Raw genomic sequence first — 22,979 nt, forward strand, 5'->3', positions numbered from 1 at the left:
AAGCGGGTAAGCAAAGCATCGAGCCTACGGAGCCGCACGGCCGATGGCCAATCAGCGGCCACCTTCGAGCCCCGTCGGAGCGTGCCACAAACTATGCTGGCCACAGGCCAGCGAAGGGAGACCACGTGATTGTCCAGCTGCGGATCTGTGTGCCCAGTGAACTGTCGGCAGTGACGCTGGACGCTTGCAAGGAGCACACGGGAACCGCCGAGGTAGCGCTCTTTCCGGGAGCATCCGTGTCGCCGCCGGGCGACGTCATCGACGTCCAGGTTGCCAGGGAAGCGGTGGAGGAACTGCTTGAGAAACTCCACGTCCTGAAGGCGCAGGAGGTGGGATCCATTGCCATCTCCATGCCGGAACTCGTCCTGTCCCGGCGCGCGGACAAAGCGGAGGCGTCTGCCCCCGGAGACGGCGCAGACGCCTTGATCTGGGACGAGGTCACCCGTCAGACGGGCGAGGACTCCCGGCTCACGTGGAGCTACCTTGCCTTCCTGATACTGGCCACGCAGCTCGCCGCCATCGGCATCGTGACGAATTCCACCATTGCCATCGTGGGGGCGATGGCCGTGGGGCCGGAGTTCGGCCCCCTGGCAGCGCTGGCAGTGGCCTTGGCCCGGCGCCAGTGGGCACTCGGGCGGCGTGCTGCCCTGGCGCTTGGTGTGGGATTCCCGCTGGCCATGCTGCTGGCGGCCTTGACCACGTGGGTCTCCGCGGCACTGGGCCTCTTCGCGGACAACACCCTGGACACAGGGTCTGCGGTGGAGTTCATCTACCACCCGGGACCCTATTCCTTGATCGTGGCCGTGCTGGCCGGCACGGCGGGCATGCTGTCCGTCATCAGCCGGCGGTCGGCGGCACTCATCGGTGTCTTCATCTCCGTGACCACAGTTCCTGCTGCCGGGTTTGTGGCCGTGGCGCTCGTGCTCGGCGAGTTTGAGAAGGCAACGGGATCGGCCCTGCAGCTGGCGCTCAACCTGATGGGCATCGTGGCGGCGGCAGTTCTGGTGCTGGTCTTCTACCGGTTGGTTTCCCGGCGCTTGCCCGAAGCCGCCGCCCGGCGCCTCAGGTGGCAGCTGACGCGGACTCGCGGGTGACTGGAACCGGGATCCTGCCGGCCAGGTACCGGGCGTCACGGCTGGCACCCGGAAGGGTTGCCGACGCAGCCGCGTACATGAATTCCTGGCCCAGGAAGAACAGTCCAGGGGTATCCAGTGCCACGCCGCGCCGCTGCCTGGGCAGCGCGCCGCCGTCGAGCATTACCGGATCCATCCAGCCGAAGTCATCCCGGAACCCGGTGCACCAGATCACGTTTGAAACTTCCAGCCGGGTCCCGTCCGCGAGGACCGGCAGCCCGTTCTCCACCCCGGCAATCCGCGGCACGAGCCGGACGCCTGCGGCGGCCAGGTCCTTGGACTTCGTCCTGATCAGGGGCGCCGCGTGTGCTTTGAAGGACGGTGCCGCTTTGCGGCCGATCGGGTTGTTGAGGGTGAGGACGTGGAGCCCGACGAACCGCACCACCGGCAGGAAGTAACGGGCCGCCGTCCGGCCATGCTTCACGGGAATTTCACCGCCGGGCTTGCCGGCAAGGACAGTGGGATGGCTGCGGGACACTTCCAGGCCGATCTCTGCTCCGGAGTTCCCCAGTCCCACAACCAGGACCGGGCCCTCCTGCAGTTGCTCCAGGTTGCGGTACTCACTGGAATGCAACTGGACGACGGCGGGCTCCAGTTCCGCAGCGAAACCCGGTACCTTGGGCGCTTGGCTGCAGCCGGTGGCCACCACCACGTTGTGCGCCTCCCAGCGCCGGCCGTTGGATGCTGCGATGAAGCGGCCATCCTCCCGCCACAGGTGTTCGATCCGTGCCCCGTTGAGGACGGGCAGGTCGAATCGTGCGGCGTAGCCCTCAAGGTATCCAGCCACGTCGTCCTTAGTGGGGAAGGACAGCGGGTCAGCGGGGAACGGAATGCCGGGGAGTCCGTCGTACTTTGCCGGCGTAAAGACCCGTAGCGAATCCCACCGCTGGCGCCAGGCGTCACCGAGTCTTGGATTCGCGTCCAGGATCAGGAACGTCCGGTTTTGCTCTTTCAGGTAGTGGCCCAGGGCAAGGCCTGCTTGCCCGCCACCGATGATCAGGGTGTCCAGTGTGCCGGTCACGCCGTTGTTATTCATGGCTGCTCTCCTTTGTTTTCCATGGGGATGGTGATGGCTGAACCTTCCGTGGGCTGGCTGTCCGGCTGGCCCTGTCCGCCTTCCCGGTACCGGAGCCACCATGCCAGCATCAGCGCGGATGCCAGGAGATAGGCCAGGTGCAGGGCCCAGATGGGTCCGGCGGGGAGGTTGAAGACGTAGACGGAGTGGACTGCGTTGGCAATATTGGTCAGCAACAGGTTCCCGAGGCTGTAGGACGCCAGGTTCTTCGTCCGGACTGCCTTGACCAGCATCGGCAGCATTCCGGCGGCGAACAGCACCGTCGAAAGTGTGCCGGCAAGGACTGGAAGGTTCATGCTTTGAGGCTATGGCCGCGCCCCTGGTGTCCGCGTCGGCCAAATCATGCAACTTCAGTCACGGCGCAGCTGGGTATTTCTATGTAGGCCAGAGCGGTCCTATGTGGGCCGTCAGCCTGCGAGTCCGTGTTCGTAGGCGTAGCTAGTGGCGGCTGCCCGTGAAGACAGGCCCAGTTTTAGGAAGATGTTGCTGACATGCCGGGCTACGGTCTTTTCGCTCAAGTACAGTTCGGCGGCAATGGCCCGGTTGCCTTTTCCGGTTGCCACCAACTGGAGGATTTCAAGCTCGCGGCGCGTGAGGAGGCCCGCTGTGTCCGGCGTGGGTCCGCTGTCCAACATGCCTTCGTGCAGCAGCGCCGCCGCCCAGGTTGCCGCGGGCGCCGCGCCCAGGTCCAGGAGTGCAGCGTGGGCCGCCTCCAGGTACATCAGCGCCGAGGCCTCATCGCCAAGTGCGCGGCAGGCACTGCCGGCCAGCGCCTGGCAGCGCGCCGCTTCGTACGGAACACCAAGCTCCTGCCACAGCCTCCACGCCTCCCGGAGCTGTTTCAGGGCAGCGGAGGGGTCGCCGCCGGCCAGTCGGACCGCGCCGTCCGCCTGGCCGGCAACGGCCCGGACCATGGGCATAGGGCATTCACGGGCCAGGGTTTCCAGCTCCTGAACACCTCGCCGCGCGGCTTCCAGGTCGGAGGCGGCCAGCTCGATCTCCACCAGTGCCGGCAACATGTTCCGGCGGGTAGCGGCGTCTGCCGTGCCGGCCGCCCTGCGGACCATCAACTGCGCCTGCTGCGCGTCTCCGCGCGCCAATAAGAGGAGCGCAAGGCCAGGCTGCGGCTCGTAGCCGCTCCGGGCAGCCTGCCGGTAGGAAGCTTCGGCGTCGTCCAGTTTTCCACTCAGCCGTTCCACTTCTCCCTGCTGGTAGTAGCCTCCGTAAAGCGCCTGGGGATCACCCTTTACGGAAAGTCCCTGGGCAGCCGCAGCCGCCATCAGCGCCTCGGCCCAGGCCCCGTGGAGCATGAAGAGTTCGGCCCGGTGTGACTGGCACTGACCGCTGAACGTCACCATGTCAGGGCGTGCACTGCACCAGCGGTCCAGGGCAGCCGTCCATTCCAGAGCCCTCTCCAGGTCGAAGGCCAGGTGGCAGTTGCCAATGACAGCGCAGTAGATAATTCCTGACGGGATCGGGGAGAGTTCACCTGCCGTAACGGCCACCATGACCTCGTCGAACATCCTGAGGCCCTTGCCGGCCTGCCCAAGCATGAGAGTCGCCTGGCCTGTACCGAGGAGGCCCAGCGCGGACAGGTCTTTGTCCTGGAACCGCTGGCCGAAGTCCGCAACCTGGGAGAAAACCTGCAGTGCGCCCGCCGGATCACCGCCATAGAGCTTGCCGAGGCCCATCGGAACGAGCAAGAGGCCCTGCACAGCGTCCGGCTCGGCCAATTCATCCACGAGCCGCTGGCCGCGGGCAAACCACCCCCCGGCCCGAGCCGGCTCATCCAGGAACATCAGCTGCATCCCCATCCAACCGGCACACCGGGCGGCACCAACGACGTCGCCCACAACCAGGTATTCCTCATGGGCCCGGGTGAGGGTCTCCAGGCCTGTGGTCATCTTGCCGGTCAGGATCTCCGCGGTTGCGAGCCGTTCAAGGTCCGGGGCCGGCAGTCCGCCGCGCTGGTCGGCGTCGCGGAAGTTCTCGAAGGCATCGGTCCAGCGGTTCTCGCGGAACGCTGACCTGCCCTGGTCAAGGCCCGTCTCAGCTGACATCTGGCCTCCTTTCGGATACCGCCCACCCAGCCGGTCTGGCCCGCCGCACGCTGGGCGTGACGGCGGTTAAGCGCCACGGTACGCCCGCTGGAGATCCGGCACAAGCGGGCCGCAGATGCCTCGTGGCCCTGATCCTGGTGTCATCTCCGGCGCGTCGAGTGCGGCTGGCCCGAAGGATTCCCCTTCATACGGCTACGAACGCAGCAGTGCGCGCAGCGTCTGAATAGTGTCGGCCTCCGCCGCCGTCTTGTCGTCGCGGTAGCGCTTGACACGTGCGAACCGCAGCGCGATTCCGCCCGGATAGCGCGAGGAACGCTGCACGCCGTCGATCGCGATCTCGACCACGGTAACGGGCTCGACCCAGACGGTGCCCGCCGTGCGCCGCACCTCAAGCTCTTGGAACCTCTCGGTCTGCCAGCGCAGCAGGGCGTCGGTGAGGCCCTTGAATGTCTTGCCCACCATCACGTAGCCGCCGGGTTCGCCGAACTCGCCGGTCGGGTCGAGGGCTCCGAGGTGCAGGTTCGACAGCAGCCCGGTTCGCCGTCCTGACCCCCACTCGCAGGCAAGCACCACCAGGTCGTAGGTGAGCACCGGCTTCACCTTGATCCAGTTGGAACCACGCCGGCCGGCCGCGTAGGCCGATCCGACCGCTTTCACAACCACGCCCTCATGGCCCGCGGCGAGCGCATCGCGCGACACTCTCTCAGCAACGGCCGCATCCGCCGTGACCTCCCCCGGGATCCGGTGCTTGGGGGCGATGCGCTCGAGCACGCCGAGGCGCGCCGCCAGCGGCTCGTCGAGCAGGTCGCGCCCGTCGATGTGCAGCACGTCGAAGAACCACGGATGCAGCACCGTGGCACGCGCCGCATCCGCCCCGAACCGTGCCATGGTCTCCTGGAACGGTCGCGGGCCGCCGTCCTCGTCGAGGGCGAGGGTCTCGCCGTCGAGGATCACATCACGCACTGGCAGTCCGCGCACCACCTCCACCACCTCAGGCAGCCGGTGGGTCACCTCGGCCAGGGTGCGTGTGTAGATGCGAACTTCGTCGCCGACGCGATGCACCTGGATGCGCGCCCCGTCGAGCTTGTATTCCACGGATGCTTCCCCCGTCACCTCCAGCGCCGCGCTGGCACTGGCCGCGGTCGCGGCCAGCATCGGCTGCACGGGACGGCCGACGACGAGGCCGACAGCGTCAAGCTCGGCCGCCGTTCCCGTGATCGCCAGCAGGGCGGTCTCGCCGAGATCGCCGGAAAGCATCGCCGCGCGGCGTACGGCGTCGACGGGCCGATCGGCGGCGCGGGCAACGGCATCCGTCAACACCCCCTCAAGCGCACCGGTACGCAATTCACCCAGCAACACGCCGGCGATGAAGGCCTGCTCGCGCTCGGTGGCTGCCGCCGTGAGCAACCGGAGGATCGCGGCGCGCTCCGCGGCCGATCCAGCGCCTGCGGTGACGAGCAGCCGATCCAGCGCAGCGTCGAGGTCGGCCACAGTCAGACTCGGCTCGGCAGCCGGCTCCCCCATGGCCGCTGTCATGCCGCGCCAGCCGATCCCTACGCGGCCCTGTCGCGGCTTGGCGATGAGCAAGCCGACCGCCGTCGCGATGTCCACGGGCTCGAGCCGGAACAGCAGGTCGGCCAGTGCGTCGACCTTCGCGAGCCGGGAGCGGGTCGACGCGACGGCATCCGTGGTTTTCACGAGCTCGTCGAGCAGCATGGCACCAGTCTGCCATTCCCGCCGACGCTGTACAGTGCCGCAACGCTGTCGGCCGCACGCTCAACCGTTCACTACTCGCGGCAGACGTGATCGACAGCCTCCATCTCTGGCTCTATCCAATCACCCTCCCGCAGGACGTGCCGGGCGCGTAGGGCGGAAAAGCCGGCCGCAGGATTTGTGGCACAAAAAACCGGCCCAGCGGAGGCTGGACCGGTTCTTTGTGTGGAGACCGTGCTGGGCCCACGCCGGTTCCCTGACCGTGGGCCCACATCGGCGAGGGACCCAAATCGAGCGAAGCGAGGTTTGGGAGCCGATGGGGACGAAGCGAGGTGAGGGAGACGGTGGGGACTAGTGGCTGTGGCCTGCGTGCTCGTCGTCGTTTACGGGCTTCTCCACTACGAGGGTCTCGGTGGTGAGAACCAGCGCAGCGATGGAAGCCGCGTTGCGCAGGGCTGCGCGGGTGACCTTGACCGGGTCGATGACACCGGCGGCGATCAGGTCCTCGTACTCGCCCGACTTGGCGTTGAAGCCGTTGTTGGTTTCGAGCTCGGCAACCTTGGCGGTGACAACGTAGCCGTCGAAACCGGCGTTCTGGGCGATCCAGCGAAGCGGCTGAACCAGCGCGCGGCGGACGATGCCCACAGCAGCGGCGGCGTCGCCTTCGAGGGCCTTGACTGCAGGGTCCTCGTCGAGGGCCTTCAGTGCGTGGATCAGTGCGGAACCGCCACCGGCCACGATGCCTTCTTCGAGGGCGGCGCGGGTGGAGGACACTGCATCTTCGATGCGGTGCTTCTTTTCCTTCAGCTCAACCTCGGTGGCTGCGCCGACCTTGATGACACCGATGCCGCCGGCCAGCTTGGCCAGGCGCTCCTGGAGCTTTTCGCGGTCCCAGTCGGAGTCGGTGCGGGTCAGCTCGGCGCGCAGCTGGGAAACCCGGGCTGCGACGTCTTCTGCGGAACCGGCGCCGTCAACGATGGTGGTGTTGTCCTTGGTGACCGTGATGCGCCGGGCGGTACCCAGCACCTCAAGGCCAACCGAATCCAGGCTGAGGCCCAGTTCCGCGGAGACGACCTGCGCACCGGTGAGGGTGGCAATGTCCTGCAGCATGGCCTTGCGGCGGTCGCCGAAGCCCGGAGCCTTCACGGCAACAACGTTCAGGGTGCCGCGGATGCGGTTGACAATCAGCGTGGATAGGGCCTCGCCCTCAACGTCTTCGGCAATGATGAAGAGCGGCTTGGAGCTCTGCAGCGCCTTCTCCAGCAGCGGCAGGAAGTCCTGCACGGAGGAGATCTTGCCCTGGTTGATCAGGATAAGGGCGTCTTCGAGGACGGCTTCCTGGCGTTCGGAGTCGGTCACGAAGTACGGGGACAGGTAGCCCTTGTCGAACTGCATGCCTTCGGTGAGGACCAGCTCGGTCTGCGTGGTGGAGGACTCCTCGATGGTGATCACACCATCCTTGCCGACCTTGCCGAATGCCTCGGCGAGGAGCTCGCCGATTTCGTCGCTCTGGGCCGAGATTGCTGCCACGCTGGCAACCTGGGTGCCTTCAACCGGGCGTGCGTTCTCGAGCAGGCGGGCTGCAATGGCTTCTACGGAAACCTCGATGCCGCGCTTGATCTGGCCCGGAGCGGCGCCAGCCGCAACGTTGCGCAGGCCTTCCTTGACCAGGGCCTGGGCGAGCACGGTGGCCGTGGTGGTGCCGTCGCCGGCAACGTCGTTGGTCTTGGTGGCTACTTCCTTGGCCAGCTGCGCGCCAAGGTTCTCGTAGGGGTCATCAAGCTCAATTTCGCGGGCGATGGTGACGCCGTCGTTGGTGATGGTGGGTGCCCCCCACTTTTTGTCGAGTACGACGTTGCGGCCGCGGGGGCCGAGCGTCACCTTGACAGTGTTGGCGAGCTTATCGATGCCGGCTTCAAGCGACCGGCGTGCAGCGTCGTTAAACGCAAGCTGCTTTGCCATGGTTTTGTCCTTTCAAAGACAGAACCCCGCACTGTTGTTCAGTCAGGGACGGAACAGCAGTACGGGGATCCAAAGAGTTACTTTACGACGATCGCCAGAACGTCGCGGGCGGACAGCACGAGGTACTCGGTGCCACCGGTCTTGACTTCGGTTCCACCGTACTTGGAGTAGATAACAACGTCGCCAACGGCTACGTCGATCGGAACGCGGTTGCCGTTGTCGTCAAAGCGGCCGGGGCCTACTGCAACAACTTCGCCTTCCTGCGGCTTCTCCTGCGCGGAGTCCGGGATAACCAGGCCGGAAGCCGTGGTCTGCTCGGCTTCGAGCGGGCGGACAACAATACGATCCTCAAGAGGCTTAATAGAGACCGACACTCGGACCTCTCCTTCTACGTCAGCAAATTCATGGACAGTTGAGCTGCTTCGCCGTGGCTGGCAAACCGTCGTCGCGGTGCCGGCAGCAGCCTGGCTGGCAGCTCTTCATGTGTTAGCACCCTCCTAGGGAGAGTGCTAATGATGACTCTATGTATTGGTTAGCACTCGGTCAAGGCGAGTGCCAGAATTATGTCTCCGGCGAACAGCCATTACCGGCCGGTGAGGTCCTCGAGATCGACGTCCTCGTCGCCGTCGTCCCCTTCACTGACGGTGCCCCGCCGCAAGTACAGCACCACGGCGCCGCCCACGGCAGCCAGCAGCGAGACCACCAGCAGGATGATGCCGCCTACGCGCGCCCCGGCGTAGAGGCCGCGGATTTCCTGCGCCTCATCCGTGGCGTCCTGGATGTTCTTGCCGCCCACGGAATACACAGTGGCGTTGAACGTGTCCAGAAAGAAGATGATTACCAGCAGCGCGACGCAGACCACGGCCACTGCGGATCCTGCAATCAGCGCGGGGCGGGCGAACTTCACCAGGTCCGGGTTGCTGGCCTGGGGTAGTCCGGACGGCTGGGTGCCTGCGCTGTCTTCCATGCCCTCAACCCTAGCCGGATCTGGCCGCCGGGCCACCTCCATTAGGCTTGAACCCATGGCTCAAGCACCGCAGGACCAGATCGCCCCACTGCTCACGAGCGAAGGCTGGGAGCTCCTGGCGTCCTTGGGCCCGTACCGCGAGGACAAGGCCTTTGAGCTCAACGCGGCCCTCCGCAAGGCTGGACACTCCCCCGCGCTGGTCTCTGCCGTCCTCACCCAGTCCCGGCTGCGCACCAAGGCTGAGCTGAAGTTCGGGGAGTTCGCCCGGAGCATGCTCTTCACGCAGGCCGGGCTGGAACAGGCCACCCGTCTCACGGTTGCCGCCAGGCATGCCGAGCGCTTTGCGCAGGCCGGAGTCCGCCACGTGGCCGACCTCGGGTGCGGCCTTGCCGCGGACTCCCTGGCCCTGGCATCGATGGACATCACGGTCACGGCCGTGGAAATGGACGAAACCACGGCCGCCTGCGCCACGGTCAACCTCATCCCCTTCCCCAACGCCACGGTGGTGCATTCGGACGCCACCACCGTCCCTTTGGAGGGGGTCGACGGCGTCTGGCTGGATCCCGCACGCCGGGTCACCTCCACCTCGGGTACCAAGAGGATCTGGGATCCTGAGGCGTTTTCACCGCCGCTGTCCTTTGTGGAATCGCTCGCCGCCACCGGGCGCGCCGTTGGCGTCAAGATGGGCCCCGGCATGCCGCACGAATCAGTTCCCGCCGGCTGCGAGGCGCAGTGGGTATCGGTGGGCGGCGACGTCACCGAGGTGGCCCTGTGGTTCAACTCCGTGCGCCGGCCCGGAATCCGCCGCGCGGCGCTGCTGCTCGGACCGCAGGGTGCCGCCGAACTGACCAGCACTGAAGACTTCGACGGCGGTCCGGCCGCGCCGGTGGGTCCGGCAGAGGGTTACCTGTATGAGCCCGATGGTGCGGTGATCCGCGCAGGCCTGGTGGCCGACGTCGCGCTTCAACTGGGCGGGCACCTGCTGGACGAGCACATCGCCTACATCTGCGCTCCGGAGCTGGTGGACACGCCGTTCGCCCGCGCCTATAAGGTCCTGGAAGTGATGCCGTACAACGTCAAGGCGCTCAAGGCCTGGGTGAAGGAGAACGGCATCACGGTGCTGGACATCAAAAAGCGCGGCACCTCGGTAACCCCGGAGGAACTGCGCAAGCAGCTGTTCGCCGGAAGCAAGGTAGCCGGTAAGAAGGCCGGACAAAAAACAGCCACCCTGGTCCTGACCCGCATTGGGGAGGACCGGGTGGCCATCTCGGTGGAACCAGTCTGAAGCAGCGAAGCCTTCTGCGGCCGGGCCTTACTGGGCGCGCATAAAGTCCTCGGCGGCCCGGACTTGCTCGTCGGTGGGCCGGACGCCCGTGTAGAGCACAAACTGCTCGAGCGCCTGGATGGTGGCCACCTCGGCCCCCGTGATGACCTGTTTCCCGGCGGCGCGGGCCGCCTTGATCAGCGGCGTCTCCGCAGGCAGCGCCACGACGTCGAACACCACTTTGGCTGCGGCGATCGCATCTTCCGGGAAGGACAGCGAGTCCACTTCCGGGCCGCCTGCCATACCGATAGGCGTGACGTTGATGATCAGGTCCGCCGTGCCGCCGTCGAGCGTTGCCCGCCATTGGAACCCGTACTGCTCTGCGAGCGCCCTGCCGGTGTCTTCGTTCCGGGCGATGACGGTGACGTCCGTGAAGCCGGCGTCGCGCAGGGCCGCGACGGTGGCCTTGGCCATGCCGCCGGCGCCTTGGACCAGCACCGAGTAGTCCGTGGGCACGGCGTTGCTTGCGAGGAGCTGCTCGATGGCGGTGTAGTCGGTGTTGTAGGCCAACAGACGCCCGTCGGTGTTCACGATTGTGTTGACCGAATCGATGGCTTTGGCAGAGGGATCCAGCTCATCCACGAGCGCCATCACGTCCTCCTTGTACGGCATGGACACCGCACAACCGCGGATGCCCAGGCCCCTGACGCCGGCGATCGCCTGGGCCAGGTCGGTGGGGGCAAAGGCCTTGTAGATCCAGTTCAGGCCCAGCTGCTCGTAGAGGTGGTTGTGGAACCGGGTCCCGTTGTTGCTGGGCCGGGCCGACAGCGAAATACACAAGGTCATGTCTTTGTTCAGAATGGGCACCTGTCCATTAAACCGCCGTTGACCGATTCGGCGATATGTTGCCGCCCAAGTTACGGGCAGCCCGTCCCGGCCGGATAGCTTCCGACGGCGGCGGGCAGCTTCCCCGGGGCAGCCGCCTTGCCTGCCAGCACGGCAACCAGGGCGTCAAAGGCACCCGGCGTCCGGCCGTACAGCGCGATTTTCACCGGCGCGCTGGAATCCTGCAGCGGCCAGGGCGCATCCAGTGCGACGGCGACATCGCCGCCGACCGGCCGGCCGGCGTAGCCGATGAGGCTGACCAGTGGGCCCGCCCCGGTGCCGAGCCCGGCCTTCGCTGCGGCCGCCTCGAACCGTGCCCTGTCCTGCGGTGATCCGCCGGCAATCCGGAGGCTTCCCTGGACGATTGGCGCGCTGCAGTGTCCGGACAGCACGGTGACTGCGGCCGCGGAGACCCGCGCCGAGATGTCAGCGCCGCTGCCGGGGGCGGTTCCCTCGGGCGCAGCTCCCGGCGGCGGGGCGATGCGGCCGCGCCAAGTCAGCATGGTGGCCACCCGGTTGGCCGCTTCGTCCAGGCGTGCCGCAGGCAGGGTTCCGGCGGCCACGGCGCCCACGATGGCTGCGTGGGCCTGCCCCACGTCCGTGGGCATCAGGAGCAGGTCCGCGCCCGCGGCGAGCGCCGCCGTTGCTGCGGAGCCACCCGGGTATTGCTTCTGGACGGCACCCATGTTGAGGGCATCGGTCACGGCCACACCCTTGAAGCCCATGCCACGCAGCGCAGCATAGGTGGGGCCGGACAACGACGCCGGGACGCCGGGTTCCAGGGCCGGTACGGCGATGTGCCCGGTCATGACCATGGGCATACCGGCGGCGATGGCCGCCCGGAACGGCTTCCAGTCCCGGGCTTCGAGTTCCGCGATGCCCGCGGGCTGCACCGGGAGGTCCTGGTGCGAGTCAACGGTGACGGAGCCGTGGCCGGGGAAATGCTTGACGGCGGGCAGGACGCCGGCCTCCTGCATACCTTGGGAAAACGCCACCGCCAGCGCTCCCGCTGCGTCCGGGTTGCCGGACATTGACCGGGCACCGATGGTGGGATCCGCTGGGCCGATGGTCACGTCCGCATCGGGGGCGAAGTCCACGGTGAAGCCCAGCGACGCGATCTCCGCGGCCAGGGCGCGGCCGGCGTCCTTGGCGAGTGGCGCATTGCCGGCAGCCCCGTAGCTCAGGGCCGTTGGCCATTCGGTCAGGGGCGCACCCAGCCGCGCCACAATCCCGCCCTCCTGGTCCACGCCGATGAGCCCGGGCCAGGGCCTGCCGTCAGCCGTGGCGGCTTGGGCCAGCCGGGCGTTGACAGCAGTCATGGCAGCCGGATCCGCTTGACCGCGCGCGTCAAGCGGGACGTTGTCGCCCATGATGATGGACCCGGCCAGATGGAGGCGCTCTATGGTGGCGGCCTGGGCTTCGGAGTCGGTCCCGGTGTACACGGGCATCAGCACCTGCCCGGCCTTCTCCTCGACCGACATCGCTGCCACTGTGGCGGCGGCAACACTCTGGTCCCGCTGTTCGGGGCCCCAGCCCAGCGGCCGCAGCCCGGGGTCAGGTGAGGGAGAAGCGGACGGTGGTGCCGTCGTCGGCCGCTCTGATTCCGGGGTTGAGGCGGACGCAGGGCCGGAGGTCGCCGGGGCGGTGGCGGGAACTGCCGTGCAGGCAGTCAGGGCGGCCACGGCAGCGGCCGCAATAAGGAGGGTGGTTTTGTGAATACTGTCACGGGTCCACAGGAACAAGGCCATCAAGACGATGCTACCCCTGCATTAGACTTGAATGCGGCGCGTGCCCAGGGATGTCTGAACAGTTAGGGGAACGCATGAAGATTGATTTCGCTTCATCGAAGCAATCAACTCTTGGTGTGGAATGGGAGCTGGCTCTGGTGGACGGCCAGACCGGCGAACTGGCATCAGTGGCCAACGAAGTACTCAGCGGCGTCGTTGCCAAGCACCCCGAACTCAACGAAGACGACGAACACCCGCACATCAAGCAGGAACTCCTGCTCAACACCGTGGAGCTCGTCACTGGCATCTGCGAGACTGCCGCCGAAGCCAAGGAAGACCTCAGCCGGTCCCTGGCCGCGGTGCGCGAAATCACCGATCCCATGGGCGTGGAGGTTTTCTGCGCCGGCAGCCACCCGTTCAGCCCGCCGCAGCTGCAGCCCGTGACGGACAAGGCCCGGTATGCCAAGCTGATCGACCGCACCCAGTGGTGGGGCCGGCAGATGGTCATCTACGGCGTGCACGTCCACGTGGGCCTGGACCGGCGCGAAAAGGCACTCCCCGTGCTGGACGGCCTGGTCAATTACTTCCCGCATTTCCAGGCGCTCTCGGCGTCGAGCCCGTTCTGGGGCGGCGAGGACACCGGCTACGCGTCGCACCGGGCCCTGATGTTCCAGCAGCTGCCGACGGCGGGCCTGCCCTTCCAGTTCCCGTCCTGGGACGAATACGAGTCCTACGTCCAGGACATGTTCACCACCGGCGTGATCGACACCCTGTCCGAGATCCGCTGGGACATCCGGCCCGTTCCCAACCTCGGCACCATCGAAATGCGCATCTGCGACGGCCTGGCCACGCTGGAGGAAGTGGGCGCGATTGCCGCGCTCACCCAGTGCCTGGTGGACGAGTTCTCCACCACGCTGGACAACGGCGGCACCATCCCCACGATGCCGCCGTGGCACGTCCAGGAGAACAAGTGGCGGGCCGCCCGCTACGGCATGGAGGCCATTATCATCCTCGACGCCGCCGGCAACGAACAGCTGGTCACCGACCACCTGCTGGAGACTTTGAACCGGCTTGAGCCGGTGGCCGCGAAACTCGGCTGCCCCGACGAACTGGCCGACGTCGAGAAGATCATCCGCCGCGGCGCCGGGTACCAGCGGCAGCGCCGCGTCGCTGCCGCTCACGGCGGCGACCTGCAGGCCGTGGTGCTGGACCTGGTCAAGCAGATGCGGAACGGGCCGACGGGGTAAATCCCCCCCGTTGCTCTATCAGTTCGAGTCGCTAAACCTGTGGGTTAGGGACCACAACTGATAGAGCAAGTGGGTTTCGACAGGCTCAACCACCGAAGGCGGGGAGGGACACCGCGGTGACCGGCATCGAGGAGTCCGGGGCGAAGCGGATGCCGCTGGGCCCGATCCCGGCCATCACCAGCTGCGCACCGAGGGCCGCCACCATGGCGCCGTTGTCCGTGCACAGGTCCAGCGGCGGCACGTGGAGTTTGATTCCAGCTGACGCACAGCGCTGACCGGTGAGTTCCCGCAACCTGGAGTTGGCCGCCACTCCCCCGCCCAAGAGAACGTCTTTGATGCCGTGCTCGCGGCAGGCCAGGACGGCCTTGGACGTGATCACGTCCACCACCGCTTCCTGGAAGGCTGCGGCAATGTCGGCCACCGGCACCTCTTCGCCACGGGCCTCGAACTGCTCGACGCACCGTGCCACTGCCGTCTTCAGGCCGCTGAAAGACCAGTCGTAGCGGTGTTTTCCCGGTTCCTCGGCGGTGCCCATGTACTTGGGCTGGCTGAGGCCGCGCGGGAACCGGATGGCTTTGGGGTTGCCGTTGCGGGCCAGCTTGTCGATGGCCGGGCCGCCCGGGTAGCCGAGGCCCAGGATGCGGGCCACTTTGTCGTAGGCTTCGCCGGCGGCGTCGTCGATGGTGGAGCCGAGGAGCTGGACGTCGCTGGTGATGCTGTTGATCTTCAGGATCTCGGTGTGCCCGCCGGAGACCAGCAGGGCACCCAGGTTTTCCGGGAGACGGCGGGCGTGGCCGAGCCCTGCGGCAAGCCCGGACGCAGCGCCGGCGGAACGGCCGGCCACGCGGCCGGCGGCAGCACCGCCGTCGGGGTTTCCGTCCAGCAGCCCGACGCCGACATGCGCCACAAGGTGGTTGATGGCATACAGCGGCTTGCCGGTGGCCACGGCAAGGGCTTTCGCGGCGCAGACCCCCACCATCAGGGCGCCCGCAAGCCCGGGCCCGGAGGTGACGGCAAGGGCATCCACGTCCTCCAGCGTTACGTCGGCGTCGGCCAGGGCCTGGCGCAGCGTGGGCACAAAGGCATCAAGGTGCGCGCGGGAGGCGATCTCGGGGATCACGCCGCCGAAGCGGACGTGCTCGTCCATCGAGGAGGACACCGTGTTGGTGAGCAGCGTGGTACCGCGGACGATGCCAACGCCGGTTTCGTCGCAGGAGGATTCGATGCCCAGCACCAGGGGCTGCGAGCGGTTCATGCCTGGCCTGCTTCTGTGGTGGCATCGGATTGGGTTATGGGATCGGCTTCGGGGGCCAGCTGCAGCCGCATGATGAGGGCGTCGACGCCGTCGCGGTAATACCCCCGGCGGACGTGGATCTGTTCGAAGCCGAACCGCACGTACAGCTGCTGCGCCCGGGGGTTGTCCGCGCGGACCTCGAGGAGGACGTCCGCGGCCCCGCGGAGCCGGGCTTCCGTGATCAGCCGGGTCAGGAGCGTTGAGCCGATCCCTTGGCCTTCGAATTCAGGCACGACGGCGATGGTCTGGACGTCCGCGATGGGCTCGATGCACATCAGGCCGGCGTAGCCCACGATGTCCCCGCCGCTTTCGGCCACCAGGTAGCGGCGCGTTTCCGGCTGGGACAGTTCGGACAGGAACATGTGCAGCGGCCACGCGTCCGCCGGGAACAGCCGCTGTTCGAGGGCGTCCACGGCGGGCACGTCCTCCAGGGTCATGTCCCGGAAAACCACTCCGTCAGCGCTGGTCGGCATGCTCACAGGGCCCGCTTCCGTGGGCCGGGGACCTGGGCGTCCGATTCCCGGAGGTACAGGGGCGTGGAGTCGAGCAGCTGCCCGCCGGCTGCGAGCCGGGCCAAGGCGAACTGTCCGAGGTAGAGGGCGTCGGGCTGTTCGTTGCTGAAGCCGGGGTCTGCGCGCAGCACGTCACTGTAGAGTCCGGCGCCGGCGCCGTAGGCCGGGAGGTCCGGCAGGTCGGCCGCGAAGCTGACGTGCGGGCCGTCCTCAAGCTGCGGCAACTGGCCGTCGGCGAGGCTGTACCGCGCCCAGTAGACCTCCTTGCGCCGGGCGTCCGTGACCACCAGGAATTCGGCCGCGGCATCGGTGGACTCAGCCACTTCCAGTGCCACGGCGTCCAGGCTCATCAGCCCGTACAGCGGTTTGTCCCAGACGAAGGCGAGCGTCCGGGCGGTTGCGATCCCCGAGCGCAGGCCGGTGAACGGGCCGGGGCCCACGCCTGTCACGATCGCGTCGATGTCCCCGCCGGTGACGCCCGCAGAGGCCAGCAGGTCCTCGATGCCGGGTGCAAGCACTTCGGCGTGGCTGCGCGTGTCCTCGGTGGAGAAGCTGGCCACCACGCCTTCGAGGGCGTCGTCCGAGACGAGTGCCGCACTGGCCACGGCGGAGGTGTCGATGGCGAGAATGAGCATCAGGGTGTCCCTTCGAAGGCGCCGCCCAGAGCAGGCTTGGTGCTCCAGCGGGGACCAAACCCGCGCAGCACGATAGTGCGGGGTTCGTCGAAGTCCTCGGTGTCAAAGTCGAGGATTTCGGTGTGGCCGGGCATTGGTTCCGCGGCGCCTATGGCGTCCAGCCCGATTGCCCGGTGCAGGTCCACTTCCAGCCGGCTCTCGCTCAGGTGCTCCACCCGGCCGCGCCCCCATTCCACCACGGTCACGGACGAGTCCAGCGTGTTTTCCAGGTCAATATCGTCAATTTCCGACGCCGATCCCAGCCGGTACGCGTCCACGTGCACCAGGTCCGGGCCACCGGGCCGCGGGCCGTCGGGCAGGTTTGGATGGATGCGGACCAGGACAAACGTGGGCGAGATGATTCCCGCGCGCACGCCCAGGCCTTCGCCGAGCCCCTGCGTGAAGGTGGTTTTCCCGGCGCCCAGCTCGCCGGTCAGCACCAACAGATCCCCGGACTGAAGCTCCGCCCCTACAGCGGCACCGAGCGCATGCGTCTCATCCGCCGTCGTGACTCTCAGCGTCTGTTCCCAGGTTGGCATCTCTGCCGGGAGCACGCTCACGGTGTTGCCTGCCCGGCGTCGGGATTGCCAACGGCAGAACGCCCGGCGCCAGGAGCGTCGCCGGCTGGGCGGCTGCCGGAAGGCTCGACGGCGGGACTGTCGTTGATGAACCGGCGCGGCACGCGCGGGCTGATCCGGGTCACGATCTCGTAGTTGTTGGTGCCGGCGGCGATCGCCCAGTCATCCGCCGTGGGCCCGCCGTCGTCCCCGTCGCCGAACAGCACCGCCTCGGCGCCGAAGAGCTCCGCGCCGGCGGGGCCGATGTTGCCGAGGTCGATGACCATCTGGTCCATGGCGATGCGGCCCACCACGGGGTAGGTCCGGCCAGCCACCCGGACGGGACCGCCGGTGGCAATGCGGGGCACACCGTCGGCGTAGCCCAGCGGGATCAGCGCCAGGGTGCTGGGGCCGCTGGTGCGGTAGCGCAGGCCGTAGGAGACGCCCTGCCCGTCGGGGACCTGCTTGCATTGGGACACCAGGGTGCGCAGGGTCATCGCAGGCCGGAGGCCCAGTTCGGCGGACGTCTGGCCTTCGAAGGGCGAGAGGCCGTAGATGCCCAGGCCCACGCGGACCAGGTCAAAGTGCGTATCGGGGCGGGACAGCGTGGCCGGGGTGTTGGCCAGGTGGCGGACTTCGGGGTCCACGCCCGCGTCCTCGGCCACGGCCAGCACCTCGCGGAAGGCGGCCAACTGTTCGTCGGTTTCCGGCCGTTCGGGTTCGTCCGCCACGGACAGGTGGGAGAAGATGCCCACCACGCGCAGGAGGCCCTGGTCCTGGTACTCCATGGCTTCGCCCAGCAGCTGGTCCCAGGCATCGAGCGCTACGCCGTTCCGGCCCAGGCCCGTGTCCACTTTCAGGTGGATCCGCGCGGGACGTTCCTGGTCACGCGCGGCGGCCACAATCCGGTCCAGTTCCCAGCCGGAGCAGCCGATGTCGACGCCGGCAGCCACCGCCGCCGCAAAGTTGCTTTCGGCCGTGTGCAGCCAGGCCAGCAAGGGGGCGTCGATGCCCGCGGCCCGCAGTGCCAGTGCTTCGGAGATGTGCGCGACGCCCAGCCAGGACGCGCCGGCTTCGAGGGCGGCCCGGGCCACCGGAACCGCGCCGTGTCCATACGCGTCGGCCTTAACCACGGCCATGACCTTGGCGGGTGAGGCCGCGTCCGCCAGCCGCCGCACGTTATGGCGGACGGCGTCCAGGTCGATGACGGCGGACCGCTCGGACAGAGGATCAGGTCCTGAGGCCGCGCGGAAGTCACCGGTTGTTACGGGATAAGTCACGTTAGTGATTCTAGTGCGGGCGCTCAGGTCGGGATAATCGCGCCGCGTTCCGGCTCAGGACGTCAGGCGTCGGAAAGGTGCGCGATGGTGGCGGTGGCGCGGCGCTGCGCTGCCAGCGGGACGTCGCTGATAATGTCCGCCAGGAAACCGAAGCGGCGGAGCCACTGGCTGCTCTGGCGTTCGGGCCGGGAGTTGGCCCGCTTCCACCAGTCCGCGATGTCTCCCCAGCCGGGCGCTGCCAGCGATCCGCCCACTTCCTGTACGGCCAGGGAGGCGCAAAGGTTGGCGAAGCGGAGCCGGTTTCCCAGCGGCCAGCCGGCCAAGCTGCCCACGATGAACGCTGCATCAAAGCAGTCGCCGGCTCCGGTGGGATCAAAGGCAGTCACCGGCAACGACGGCACCCACTCCTCCTCACCGGTTTCCGAGTCCACGGCCATGGCACCCTGCGCACCGAGTGTCACCACGGCCACGGGCACGCGGTCCGCCAGCGCATACAGCGCGGACCACGGATTGTCCTTCCCCGTGAAGGCCATGGCCTCGCGCTGGTTGGGCAGGAAGGCGTGGAAATACTGCAGGTTCTCGAGCCGGACCGGTGACCACTTCCCGCTGGGGTCCCAGCCCACGTCCCCGAACAGTCTCACGCCGGCCTGGTGCGCGGCCACGGCCCAAGGTTCAATCTCCTCGTCGAGCGCGGCAATGCCGGCGAGCGCAGTGGGCGGCGAACCGATCAGTTCCGACGACGTCACGGGGGCCGGGTGGCCGTGAGTCACCAGGGAACGGTCGTTGTGGACGCTGAGCGAGACGGTGACCGGGGAATGCCACCCCGGGATGCGGCGGGACAGGCTCAGGTCCACGTGTTCCTGCCCGGCCAGGATTTTCCAGTTGTAGTCGCCGTAGCCGTCGTCCCCGAAGGCGGCAGCCAGTCCCGTGCGCAGTCCCAGCCTCGCCGCGGCAATGGCCTGGTTCGCGACGCCGCCGGGGCAGCTGCCCATGCCCTCGCTCCAGATTTCCGTGCCGGGCTCGGGCGCGTGCGGCAGCCCTGTGAAGATGATGTCCTGGAAAACCGTGCCGGCCAGCAGCAGGTCGAACCCGCCGTCGGACGGTGTGCGGACGGTTGAGAGCGGATCGAAGCGGCGGTCCGGGATGGCGTCCATGTCCGGCAGACTACGCCCTGCCGCGGCCCCACGGTAGGGGCGCGCCCGGCGGCCCCCTAGACTGCTGACTATGCGGCTTATGATTGCCGGCGGCGGCGGATTCCGCGTTCCGCTTGTCTACCGGGCGCTGGCGTCCGGCGCGTTTGCGGGGCTGGTCAGCGAACTGGTGCTGTTCGACGTCGATCCCGCCCGCCTGAGCGCCATCACCGCGGTTCTGCGCGCCATGCCGGAATCCGACGGCGGCCCTCACTCCGGCCCGAACGCAGGTGTCCAGCCGCCCGCCGTGCGCACCACGACGTCCCTGCCGGAGGCCCTGGCGGGTACAGACCTGGTGTTCGCGGCCATCCGTCCCGGCGGCACGGCCGGCCGGATCAACGACGAACGCGTGGCCCAGGACCTTGGCCTGCTCGGCCAGGAAACCACCGGCGCGGGCGGCATTTCCTACGCCCTGCGCACCATCCCCGAGATGCTGCACCTGGCGCGGCAGATGGGGGAGTTCTGCCCGGACGCCTGGCTAATCAACTTCACCAACCCGGCCGGCATGGTCACCGAAGCCTTGCTGCCGGTCCTTGGCCGGCGGGTCATCGGGATCTGCGATTCCGCGGGCGGGCTGGTGCACCGGGCGGCCCGGGCGGCCGGCCTGCCGCTGCCGGACGGAACGCTCGACGGCGTGGGCTACTACGGGCTGAACCACCTGGGCTGGCTCCACCGGCTGGAGTCCGGCGGCGGGGATCTGCTGCCCGCGCTGCTGTCAGACGCCGCTGCCCTCAGCACCTTCGAGGAAGGCCGGCTCTTCCCGCAGCCGTTCCTCCAGGACCTTGGCGCCCTGCCCAACGAGTACCTCTATTACTATTACCAGCGGGACGGCGCCGTCGCGGCCATGCGCGCCATGGCCCAGACGCGTGGCGAGTCCATCCACCACCAGCAGGCGGAGCTGTACCCGCTGCTCGCCTCAGCCGGGGCGGATGCCTACACATTGTGGGACGCCGCCCGCCGCTCGCGGGAGGAAGGCTACCTCGCCGAGGCGCGGACCCACGGTGAGCAGCGCGACGAGGACGACCTCGCCGGCGGCGGCTACGAACGCGTCGCCCTGGCCGTGATGCGCGCGTTGGCGGGGGCCGGGGACGCCCAACTCATCCTCAATACACCCAACATGCTTCCGACCGGTACTGGCGGGGCGCCCGCCTCCGGAAGTACCACGCCGGAACCGGCCATTTCGGGACTGCCGGCGGACGCCGTCGTCGAGGTCCCCTGCACCGTAACGCCCGACGGCGCCGTGCCGCTTGCGCAGTCAGCCCCGGGACCGGAGCAACTCACCCTCCTCCAAAGGGTCAAGGAGGTGGAGCGGCTCGCTGTCCGGGCAGCGACGCACGGAGACCGGGCGGCCGCCGTCGACGCTTTCAGCCGGCATCCCCTGGTGGACTCCCCCGCTCTCGGTGCCAAGTTGCTGGCCGGCTACGAGCACGCCTTCCCTAGGCTGCGCGGGCTTTGGCGCGGCTAGAGCTTACGGTACATCACGTGCAGACCCACGTATCCGAGGGTCGGGTGATTGAACGCTTCGGGGATGGTGCCGAGTATTTCGAAGCCCATCCCCTGCCAGGCGGCCACCGCGCGGACGTTGCTTTCCACCACGGCGTTGAACTGCATGGCCCGGAAGCCAGCATCCCGTGCCGCGTCCAGGGAGTAGGCGCACAGTGCCCGTGCCACGCCTTTGCCACCGTGGCCGCCGTGGACCATGTAGCCGGCGTTGGCCACATGGCTGCCGGCGCCGCCCTGGTTGGGGTGCAGCTCGCCGGTGCCGATCACGCCGCCGTCGGCCGTCACTGCCACAAACGCCTGGCCGGGGGCGTCCTTGAACCAGCGGGCCCGGGCGTCGGCCTCTGTTGTGTCCTGGTCCCAGGTGAATGTCTCGCCGGACCGGATGACCGGCTCCAGCACCGCCCACATGCCGGGCCAGTCGGCGGCCGTGGCGGGGCGGATCGAGAATTCTGCGGAACTGGGCGGATTTGTTGCTGCATTCACACGCGCCACGTTAGCAGCCGGCCAAGTACCGGGAGGCCGCCCGGGAGGGGCTGGAGTAGTGTTTTACCGAGTGGGCAACAGCGGGGCCCGCGCCGCGCCAGGGCTGGGAAGGAGAAGCCATGACATTGATCCGCAGGGTCGCTTTACTCTCCCTCCACACCTCCCCCATGGAGCAGCCAGGCTCCGGCGACGCCGGCGGGATGAACGTCTACATCCGGGAGCTGGCCTCGGCGCTGGCCGAGACCGGAGTGGAGGTGGAGATCTTCACGCGCTCCACGTCAGCCAAGCAGGCCGCCGTCGAACATCCGGACCCCGGCGTGTGCGTCCACAACGTTCTGGCCGGCCCGCCGCGGAAGATCCCCAAGGAAGAACTGCCGGCGCTGCTCCACAGCATGGTGGCGGAGATCGACCAGATCCGACAGCGCCAGCCGCACGGCCGCTACGACGTCATCCATTCGCACTACTGGGTGTCCGGGATCGCCGGACTGGAGCTCTCGGAGCTCTGGGGTGTGCCGCTCGTCCACACCATGCACACGATGGCCAAGGTCAAGAACCTCCTGCTGGAGTCCGGCGAACAGCCCGAGCCGCGGCGGCGAGAGGAGGGCGAGCACCGGATCGTCGACGGCGCCGCCCGCCTGATCGCCAACACCACCGCCGAAGCCGAAGAGCTGGTGTCCCACTACGGTGCCGATTACGACCGCATCGATGTGGCACCGCCGGGCGTTGACCTCAGCACGTTCACACCCGCGTTCCGCGCGCGGTCCCGGGCAGAGCGGGGAGTTTCACCGGAGACGTTCCACCTGGTGTTCGCCGGCCGGATCCAGCGGCTTAAGGGCCCGCAGGTCCTGCTCAAGGCCGCGGCCCTGCTCCGCGCCCGGCGGCCCGAGATCGACCTCCGGCTCACCATCCTGGGCGCCCTCAGCGGCAACAAGGACTTCAACCTCCGGCACCTGATCGCAGAGTCCGGAATGGACGACGTCGTCACGCACCTTCCCCCGGTCATCGCGGCTGACCTGGCGTCCTGGTTCCGGGCGGCCGACGTTGTGGTGATGCCGTCCTACAGCGAATCGTTCGGGCTGGTGGCCATCGAGGCGCAGGCCTGCGGGACACCCGTGGTGGGCACCCGGGTGGGCGGACTGTCCCGCGCCATCTGCCATGGCCGGACCGGGCTGCTGGTGGACGGGCACCACGCCTCGGACTGGGCGGACGCGCTCGAAGCCATGTACGACGATCCGGACACCCGCGCCGATATGGGGCGGGCCGCGGCCATCCGGGCGGAGAACCTCGGGTGGAACCGCACTGCCGCCATCACGCTTGAGACCTACCACGCCGCTGTCGAACAGCAGCTGGCCAGCAGGCTGATCCCCGCTTCCCCAACCCTCTCTCACCTTTGAACCGTTTCCCCCCAACCCTCTCTCACCTTTGAACCGTTTCCCCCCAACCCTCTCTCATC

Annotated in this window: 21 protein-coding genes; 5 read left to right on the forward strand and 16 right to left on the reverse strand. The window is 67.9% G+C overall.

The window, feature by feature from the left end; translation table 11 throughout:
- Positions 1-125 precede the first annotated feature (125 nt).
- Positions 126-1,094 (forward strand): DUF389 domain-containing protein, encoded by a 969-nt coding sequence (locus NG701_RS11540; RefSeq protein WP_252567536.1) that lies wholly within the window; start codon positions 126-128, stop codon positions 1,092-1,094.
- Here NG701_RS11540 and NG701_RS11545 read toward each other — a convergent pair.
- From NG701_RS11545 to NG701_RS11575, 7 genes are all read right to left on the reverse strand, one after another.
- Positions 1,063-2,169, reverse strand: coding sequence for a flavin-containing monooxygenase (locus NG701_RS11545; RefSeq protein ID WP_252567538.1), 1,107 nt, complete (start codon positions 2,167-2,169; stop codon positions 1,063-1,065). The two genes, NG701_RS11540 and NG701_RS11545, sit on opposite strands and share 32 nt — an antisense overlap.
- Positions 2,166-2,504, reverse strand: coding sequence for a hypothetical protein (locus NG701_RS11550; protein WP_252567540.1), 339 nt, complete (start codon positions 2,502-2,504; stop codon positions 2,166-2,168). The genes NG701_RS11545 and NG701_RS11550 overlap by 4 nt, the downstream gene beginning before the upstream one ends.
- A gap of 111 nt (positions 2,505-2,615) precedes the next feature.
- Positions 2,616-4,268 carry a response regulator transcription factor gene (locus tag NG701_RS11555; protein WP_252567541.1) on the reverse strand — a complete coding sequence of 551 codons (1,653 nt, stop codon included), beginning with the start codon at positions 4,266-4,268 and terminating at the stop codon, positions 2,616-2,618.
- Between the two features lie 192 nt (positions 4,269-4,460).
- Complete coding sequence (locus NG701_RS11560) at positions 4,461-5,984, reverse strand: ATP-dependent DNA ligase (protein WP_252567543.1); 1,524 nt, start codon at positions 5,982-5,984, stop codon at positions 4,461-4,463.
- Positions 5,985-6,332: 348 nt separating this feature from the next.
- Complete coding sequence (gene groL / locus NG701_RS11565; RefSeq protein ID WP_252567546.1) at positions 6,333-7,943, reverse strand: chaperonin GroEL; 1,611 nt, start codon at positions 7,941-7,943, stop codon at positions 6,333-6,335.
- 77 nt (positions 7,944-8,020) lie between these two features.
- Complete coding sequence (gene groES, locus NG701_RS11570) at positions 8,021-8,317, reverse strand: co-chaperone GroES (RefSeq protein ID WP_018773735.1); 297 nt, start codon at positions 8,315-8,317, stop codon at positions 8,021-8,023.
- A 209-nt stretch (positions 8,318-8,526) separates the two neighbouring features.
- Positions 8,527-8,910, reverse strand: coding sequence for a hypothetical protein (locus NG701_RS11575; RefSeq protein ID WP_252567548.1), 384 nt, complete (start codon positions 8,908-8,910; stop codon positions 8,527-8,529).
- 55 nt (positions 8,911-8,965) lie between these two features.
- Between NG701_RS11575 and NG701_RS11580 the strand changes: the two genes are divergently transcribed.
- The gene (locus NG701_RS11580) at positions 8,966-10,195 is read left to right on the forward strand and encodes a class I SAM-dependent methyltransferase (RefSeq protein WP_252567550.1); all 1,230 of its coding nucleotides are present in this window, start codon (positions 8,966-8,968) and stop codon (positions 10,193-10,195) included.
- Between the two features lie 27 nt (positions 10,196-10,222).
- On the opposite strand, the gene NG701_RS11585 is transcribed toward NG701_RS11580, so the two are convergent.
- Both NG701_RS11585 and NG701_RS11590 read right to left on the reverse strand, forming a co-directional pair.
- Positions 10,223-11,041 carry a shikimate 5-dehydrogenase gene (locus NG701_RS11585; RefSeq protein ID WP_308291981.1) on the reverse strand — a complete coding sequence of 273 codons (819 nt, stop codon included), beginning with the start codon at positions 11,039-11,041 and terminating at the stop codon, positions 10,223-10,225.
- Positions 11,042-11,091: 50 nt separating this feature from the next.
- Entirely contained in the window at positions 11,092-12,540 is a 1,449-nt protein-coding gene (locus NG701_RS11590; RefSeq protein ID WP_252567673.1) for a glycoside hydrolase family 3 N-terminal domain-containing protein, read from the reverse strand.
- Positions 12,541-12,881: 341 nt separating this feature from the next.
- Between NG701_RS11590 and NG701_RS11595 the strand changes: the two genes are divergently transcribed.
- Entirely contained in the window at positions 12,882-14,033 is a 1,152-nt protein-coding gene (locus NG701_RS11595; protein ID WP_252567552.1) for a glutamate--cysteine ligase, read from the forward strand.
- 85 nt (positions 14,034-14,118) lie between these two features.
- On the opposite strand, the gene NG701_RS11600 is transcribed toward NG701_RS11595, so the two are convergent.
- The 6 genes from NG701_RS11600 to NG701_RS11625 all read right to left on the reverse strand — a co-directional run bounded on the left by NG701_RS11600 (position 14,119) and on the right by NG701_RS11625 (position 19,504).
- On the reverse strand, positions 14,119-15,288 hold the full coding sequence (locus tag NG701_RS11600; protein ID WP_252567555.1) for a tRNA (adenosine(37)-N6)-threonylcarbamoyltransferase complex transferase subunit TsaD: 1,170 nt from the start codon (positions 15,286-15,288) through the stop codon (positions 14,119-14,121).
- A complete protein-coding gene (rimI, locus tag NG701_RS11605) occupies positions 15,285-15,800 on the reverse strand; it encodes a ribosomal protein S18-alanine N-acetyltransferase (RefSeq protein ID WP_252567675.1) in 516 nt (171 codons plus the stop codon). Before rimI ends, NG701_RS11600 begins: the two co-directional genes overlap by 4 nt.
- Positions 15,801-15,802: 2 nt before the next feature.
- Positions 15,803-16,474 carry a tRNA (adenosine(37)-N6)-threonylcarbamoyltransferase complex dimerization subunit type 1 TsaB gene (tsaB, locus tag NG701_RS11610; RefSeq protein ID WP_056344197.1) on the reverse strand — a complete coding sequence of 224 codons (672 nt, stop codon included), beginning with the start codon at positions 16,472-16,474 and terminating at the stop codon, positions 15,803-15,805.
- A complete protein-coding gene (tsaE, locus tag NG701_RS11615; protein WP_252567677.1) occupies positions 16,474-17,052 on the reverse strand; it encodes a tRNA (adenosine(37)-N6)-threonylcarbamoyltransferase complex ATPase subunit type 1 TsaE in 579 nt (192 codons plus the stop codon). Before tsaE ends, tsaB begins: the two co-directional genes overlap by 1 nt.
- A 17-nt stretch (positions 17,053-17,069) precedes the next feature.
- Complete coding sequence (alr, locus tag NG701_RS11620) at positions 17,070-18,350, reverse strand: alanine racemase (protein ID WP_252567557.1); 1,281 nt, start codon at positions 18,348-18,350, stop codon at positions 17,070-17,072.
- Positions 18,351-18,412: 62 nt separating this feature from the next.
- A complete protein-coding gene (locus NG701_RS11625) occupies positions 18,413-19,504 on the reverse strand; it encodes a carbohydrate kinase family protein (RefSeq protein ID WP_252567558.1) in 1,092 nt (363 codons plus the stop codon).
- 70 nt (positions 19,505-19,574) lie between these two features.
- Between NG701_RS11625 and NG701_RS11630 the strand changes: the two genes are divergently transcribed.
- On the forward strand, positions 19,575-21,005 hold the full coding sequence (locus NG701_RS11630; protein ID WP_252567560.1) for a family 4 glycosyl hydrolase: 1,431 nt from the start codon (positions 19,575-19,577) through the stop codon (positions 21,003-21,005).
- Here the strand turns inward: NG701_RS11630 and NG701_RS11635 are convergent.
- Positions 21,002-21,526, reverse strand: coding sequence for a GNAT family N-acetyltransferase (locus tag NG701_RS11635; RefSeq protein WP_308291982.1), 525 nt, complete (start codon positions 21,524-21,526; stop codon positions 21,002-21,004). The two genes, NG701_RS11630 and NG701_RS11635, sit on opposite strands and share 4 nt — an antisense overlap.
- A gap of 119 nt (positions 21,527-21,645) precedes the next feature.
- On the opposite strand from NG701_RS11635, the gene mshA reads away from it, so the two are divergent.
- On the forward strand, positions 21,646-22,920 hold the full coding sequence (gene mshA, locus NG701_RS11640; RefSeq protein WP_252567561.1) for a D-inositol-3-phosphate glycosyltransferase: 1,275 nt from the start codon (positions 21,646-21,648) through the stop codon (positions 22,918-22,920).
- Positions 22,921-22,979 lie beyond the last annotated feature (59 nt).

Origin of the sequence: Pseudarthrobacter cellobiosi, assembly GCF_023913815.1 — a bacterium.
Classification (GTDB): domain Bacteria; phylum Actinomycetota; class Actinomycetes; order Actinomycetales; family Micrococcaceae; genus Arthrobacter; species Arthrobacter cellobiosi.

Bases quoted from the DNA above. Each gene is read 5' to 3' on its own strand.
- NG701_RS11545 (WP_252567538.1), bottom strand. From the start codon at position 2,169: ATGAATAACAACGGCGTGACCGGCACACTGGACACCCTGATCATCGGT.
- NG701_RS11550 (WP_252567540.1), bottom strand. From the start codon at position 2,504: ATGAACCTTCCAGTCCTTGCCGGCACACTTTCGACGGTGCTGTTCGCC.
- NG701_RS11555 (WP_252567541.1), bottom strand. From the start codon at position 4,268: ATGTCAGCTGAGACGGGCCTTGACCAGGGCAGGTCAGCGTTCCGCGAG.
- NG701_RS11560 (WP_252567543.1), bottom strand. From the start codon at position 5,984: ATGCTGCTCGACGAGCTCGTGAAAACCACGGATGCCGTCGCGTCGACC.
- groL (WP_252567546.1), bottom strand. From the start codon at position 7,943: ATGGCAAAGCAGCTTGCGTTTAACGACGCTGCACGCCGGTCGCTTGAA.
- NG701_RS11575 (WP_252567548.1), bottom strand. From the start codon at position 8,910: ATGGAAGACAGCGCAGGCACCCAGCCGTCCGGACTACCCCAGGCCAGC.
- NG701_RS11580 (WP_252567550.1), top strand. From the start codon at position 8,966: ATGGCTCAAGCACCGCAGGACCAGATCGCCCCACTGCTCACGAGCGAA.
- NG701_RS11590 (WP_252567673.1), bottom strand. From the start codon at position 12,540: ATGTCGGTCGAGGAGAAGGCCGGGCAGGTGCTGATGCCCGTGTACACC.
- NG701_RS11595 (WP_252567552.1), top strand. From the start codon at position 12,882: ATGAAGATTGATTTCGCTTCATCGAAGCAATCAACTCTTGGTGTGGAA.
- NG701_RS11600 (WP_252567555.1), bottom strand. From the start codon at position 15,288: ATGAACCGCTCGCAGCCCCTGGTGCTGGGCATCGAATCCTCCTGCGAC.
- rimI (WP_252567675.1), bottom strand. From the start codon at position 15,800: ATGCCGACCAGCGCTGACGGAGTGGTTTTCCGGGACATGACCCTGGAG.
- tsaB (WP_056344197.1), bottom strand. From the start codon at position 16,474: ATGCTCATTCTCGCCATCGACACCTCCGCCGTGGCCAGTGCGGCACTC.
- tsaE (WP_252567677.1), bottom strand. From the start codon at position 17,052: ATGCCAACCTGGGAACAGACGCTGAGAGTCACGACGGCGGATGAGACG.
- NG701_RS11625 (WP_252567558.1), bottom strand. From the start codon at position 19,504: ATGGACGCCATCCCGGACCGCCGCTTCGATCCGCTCTCAACCGTCCGC.
- NG701_RS11630 (WP_252567560.1), top strand. From the start codon at position 19,575: ATGCGGCTTATGATTGCCGGCGGCGGCGGATTCCGCGTTCCGCTTGTC.
- mshA (WP_252567561.1), top strand. From the start codon at position 21,646: ATGACATTGATCCGCAGGGTCGCTTTACTCTCCCTCCACACCTCCCCC.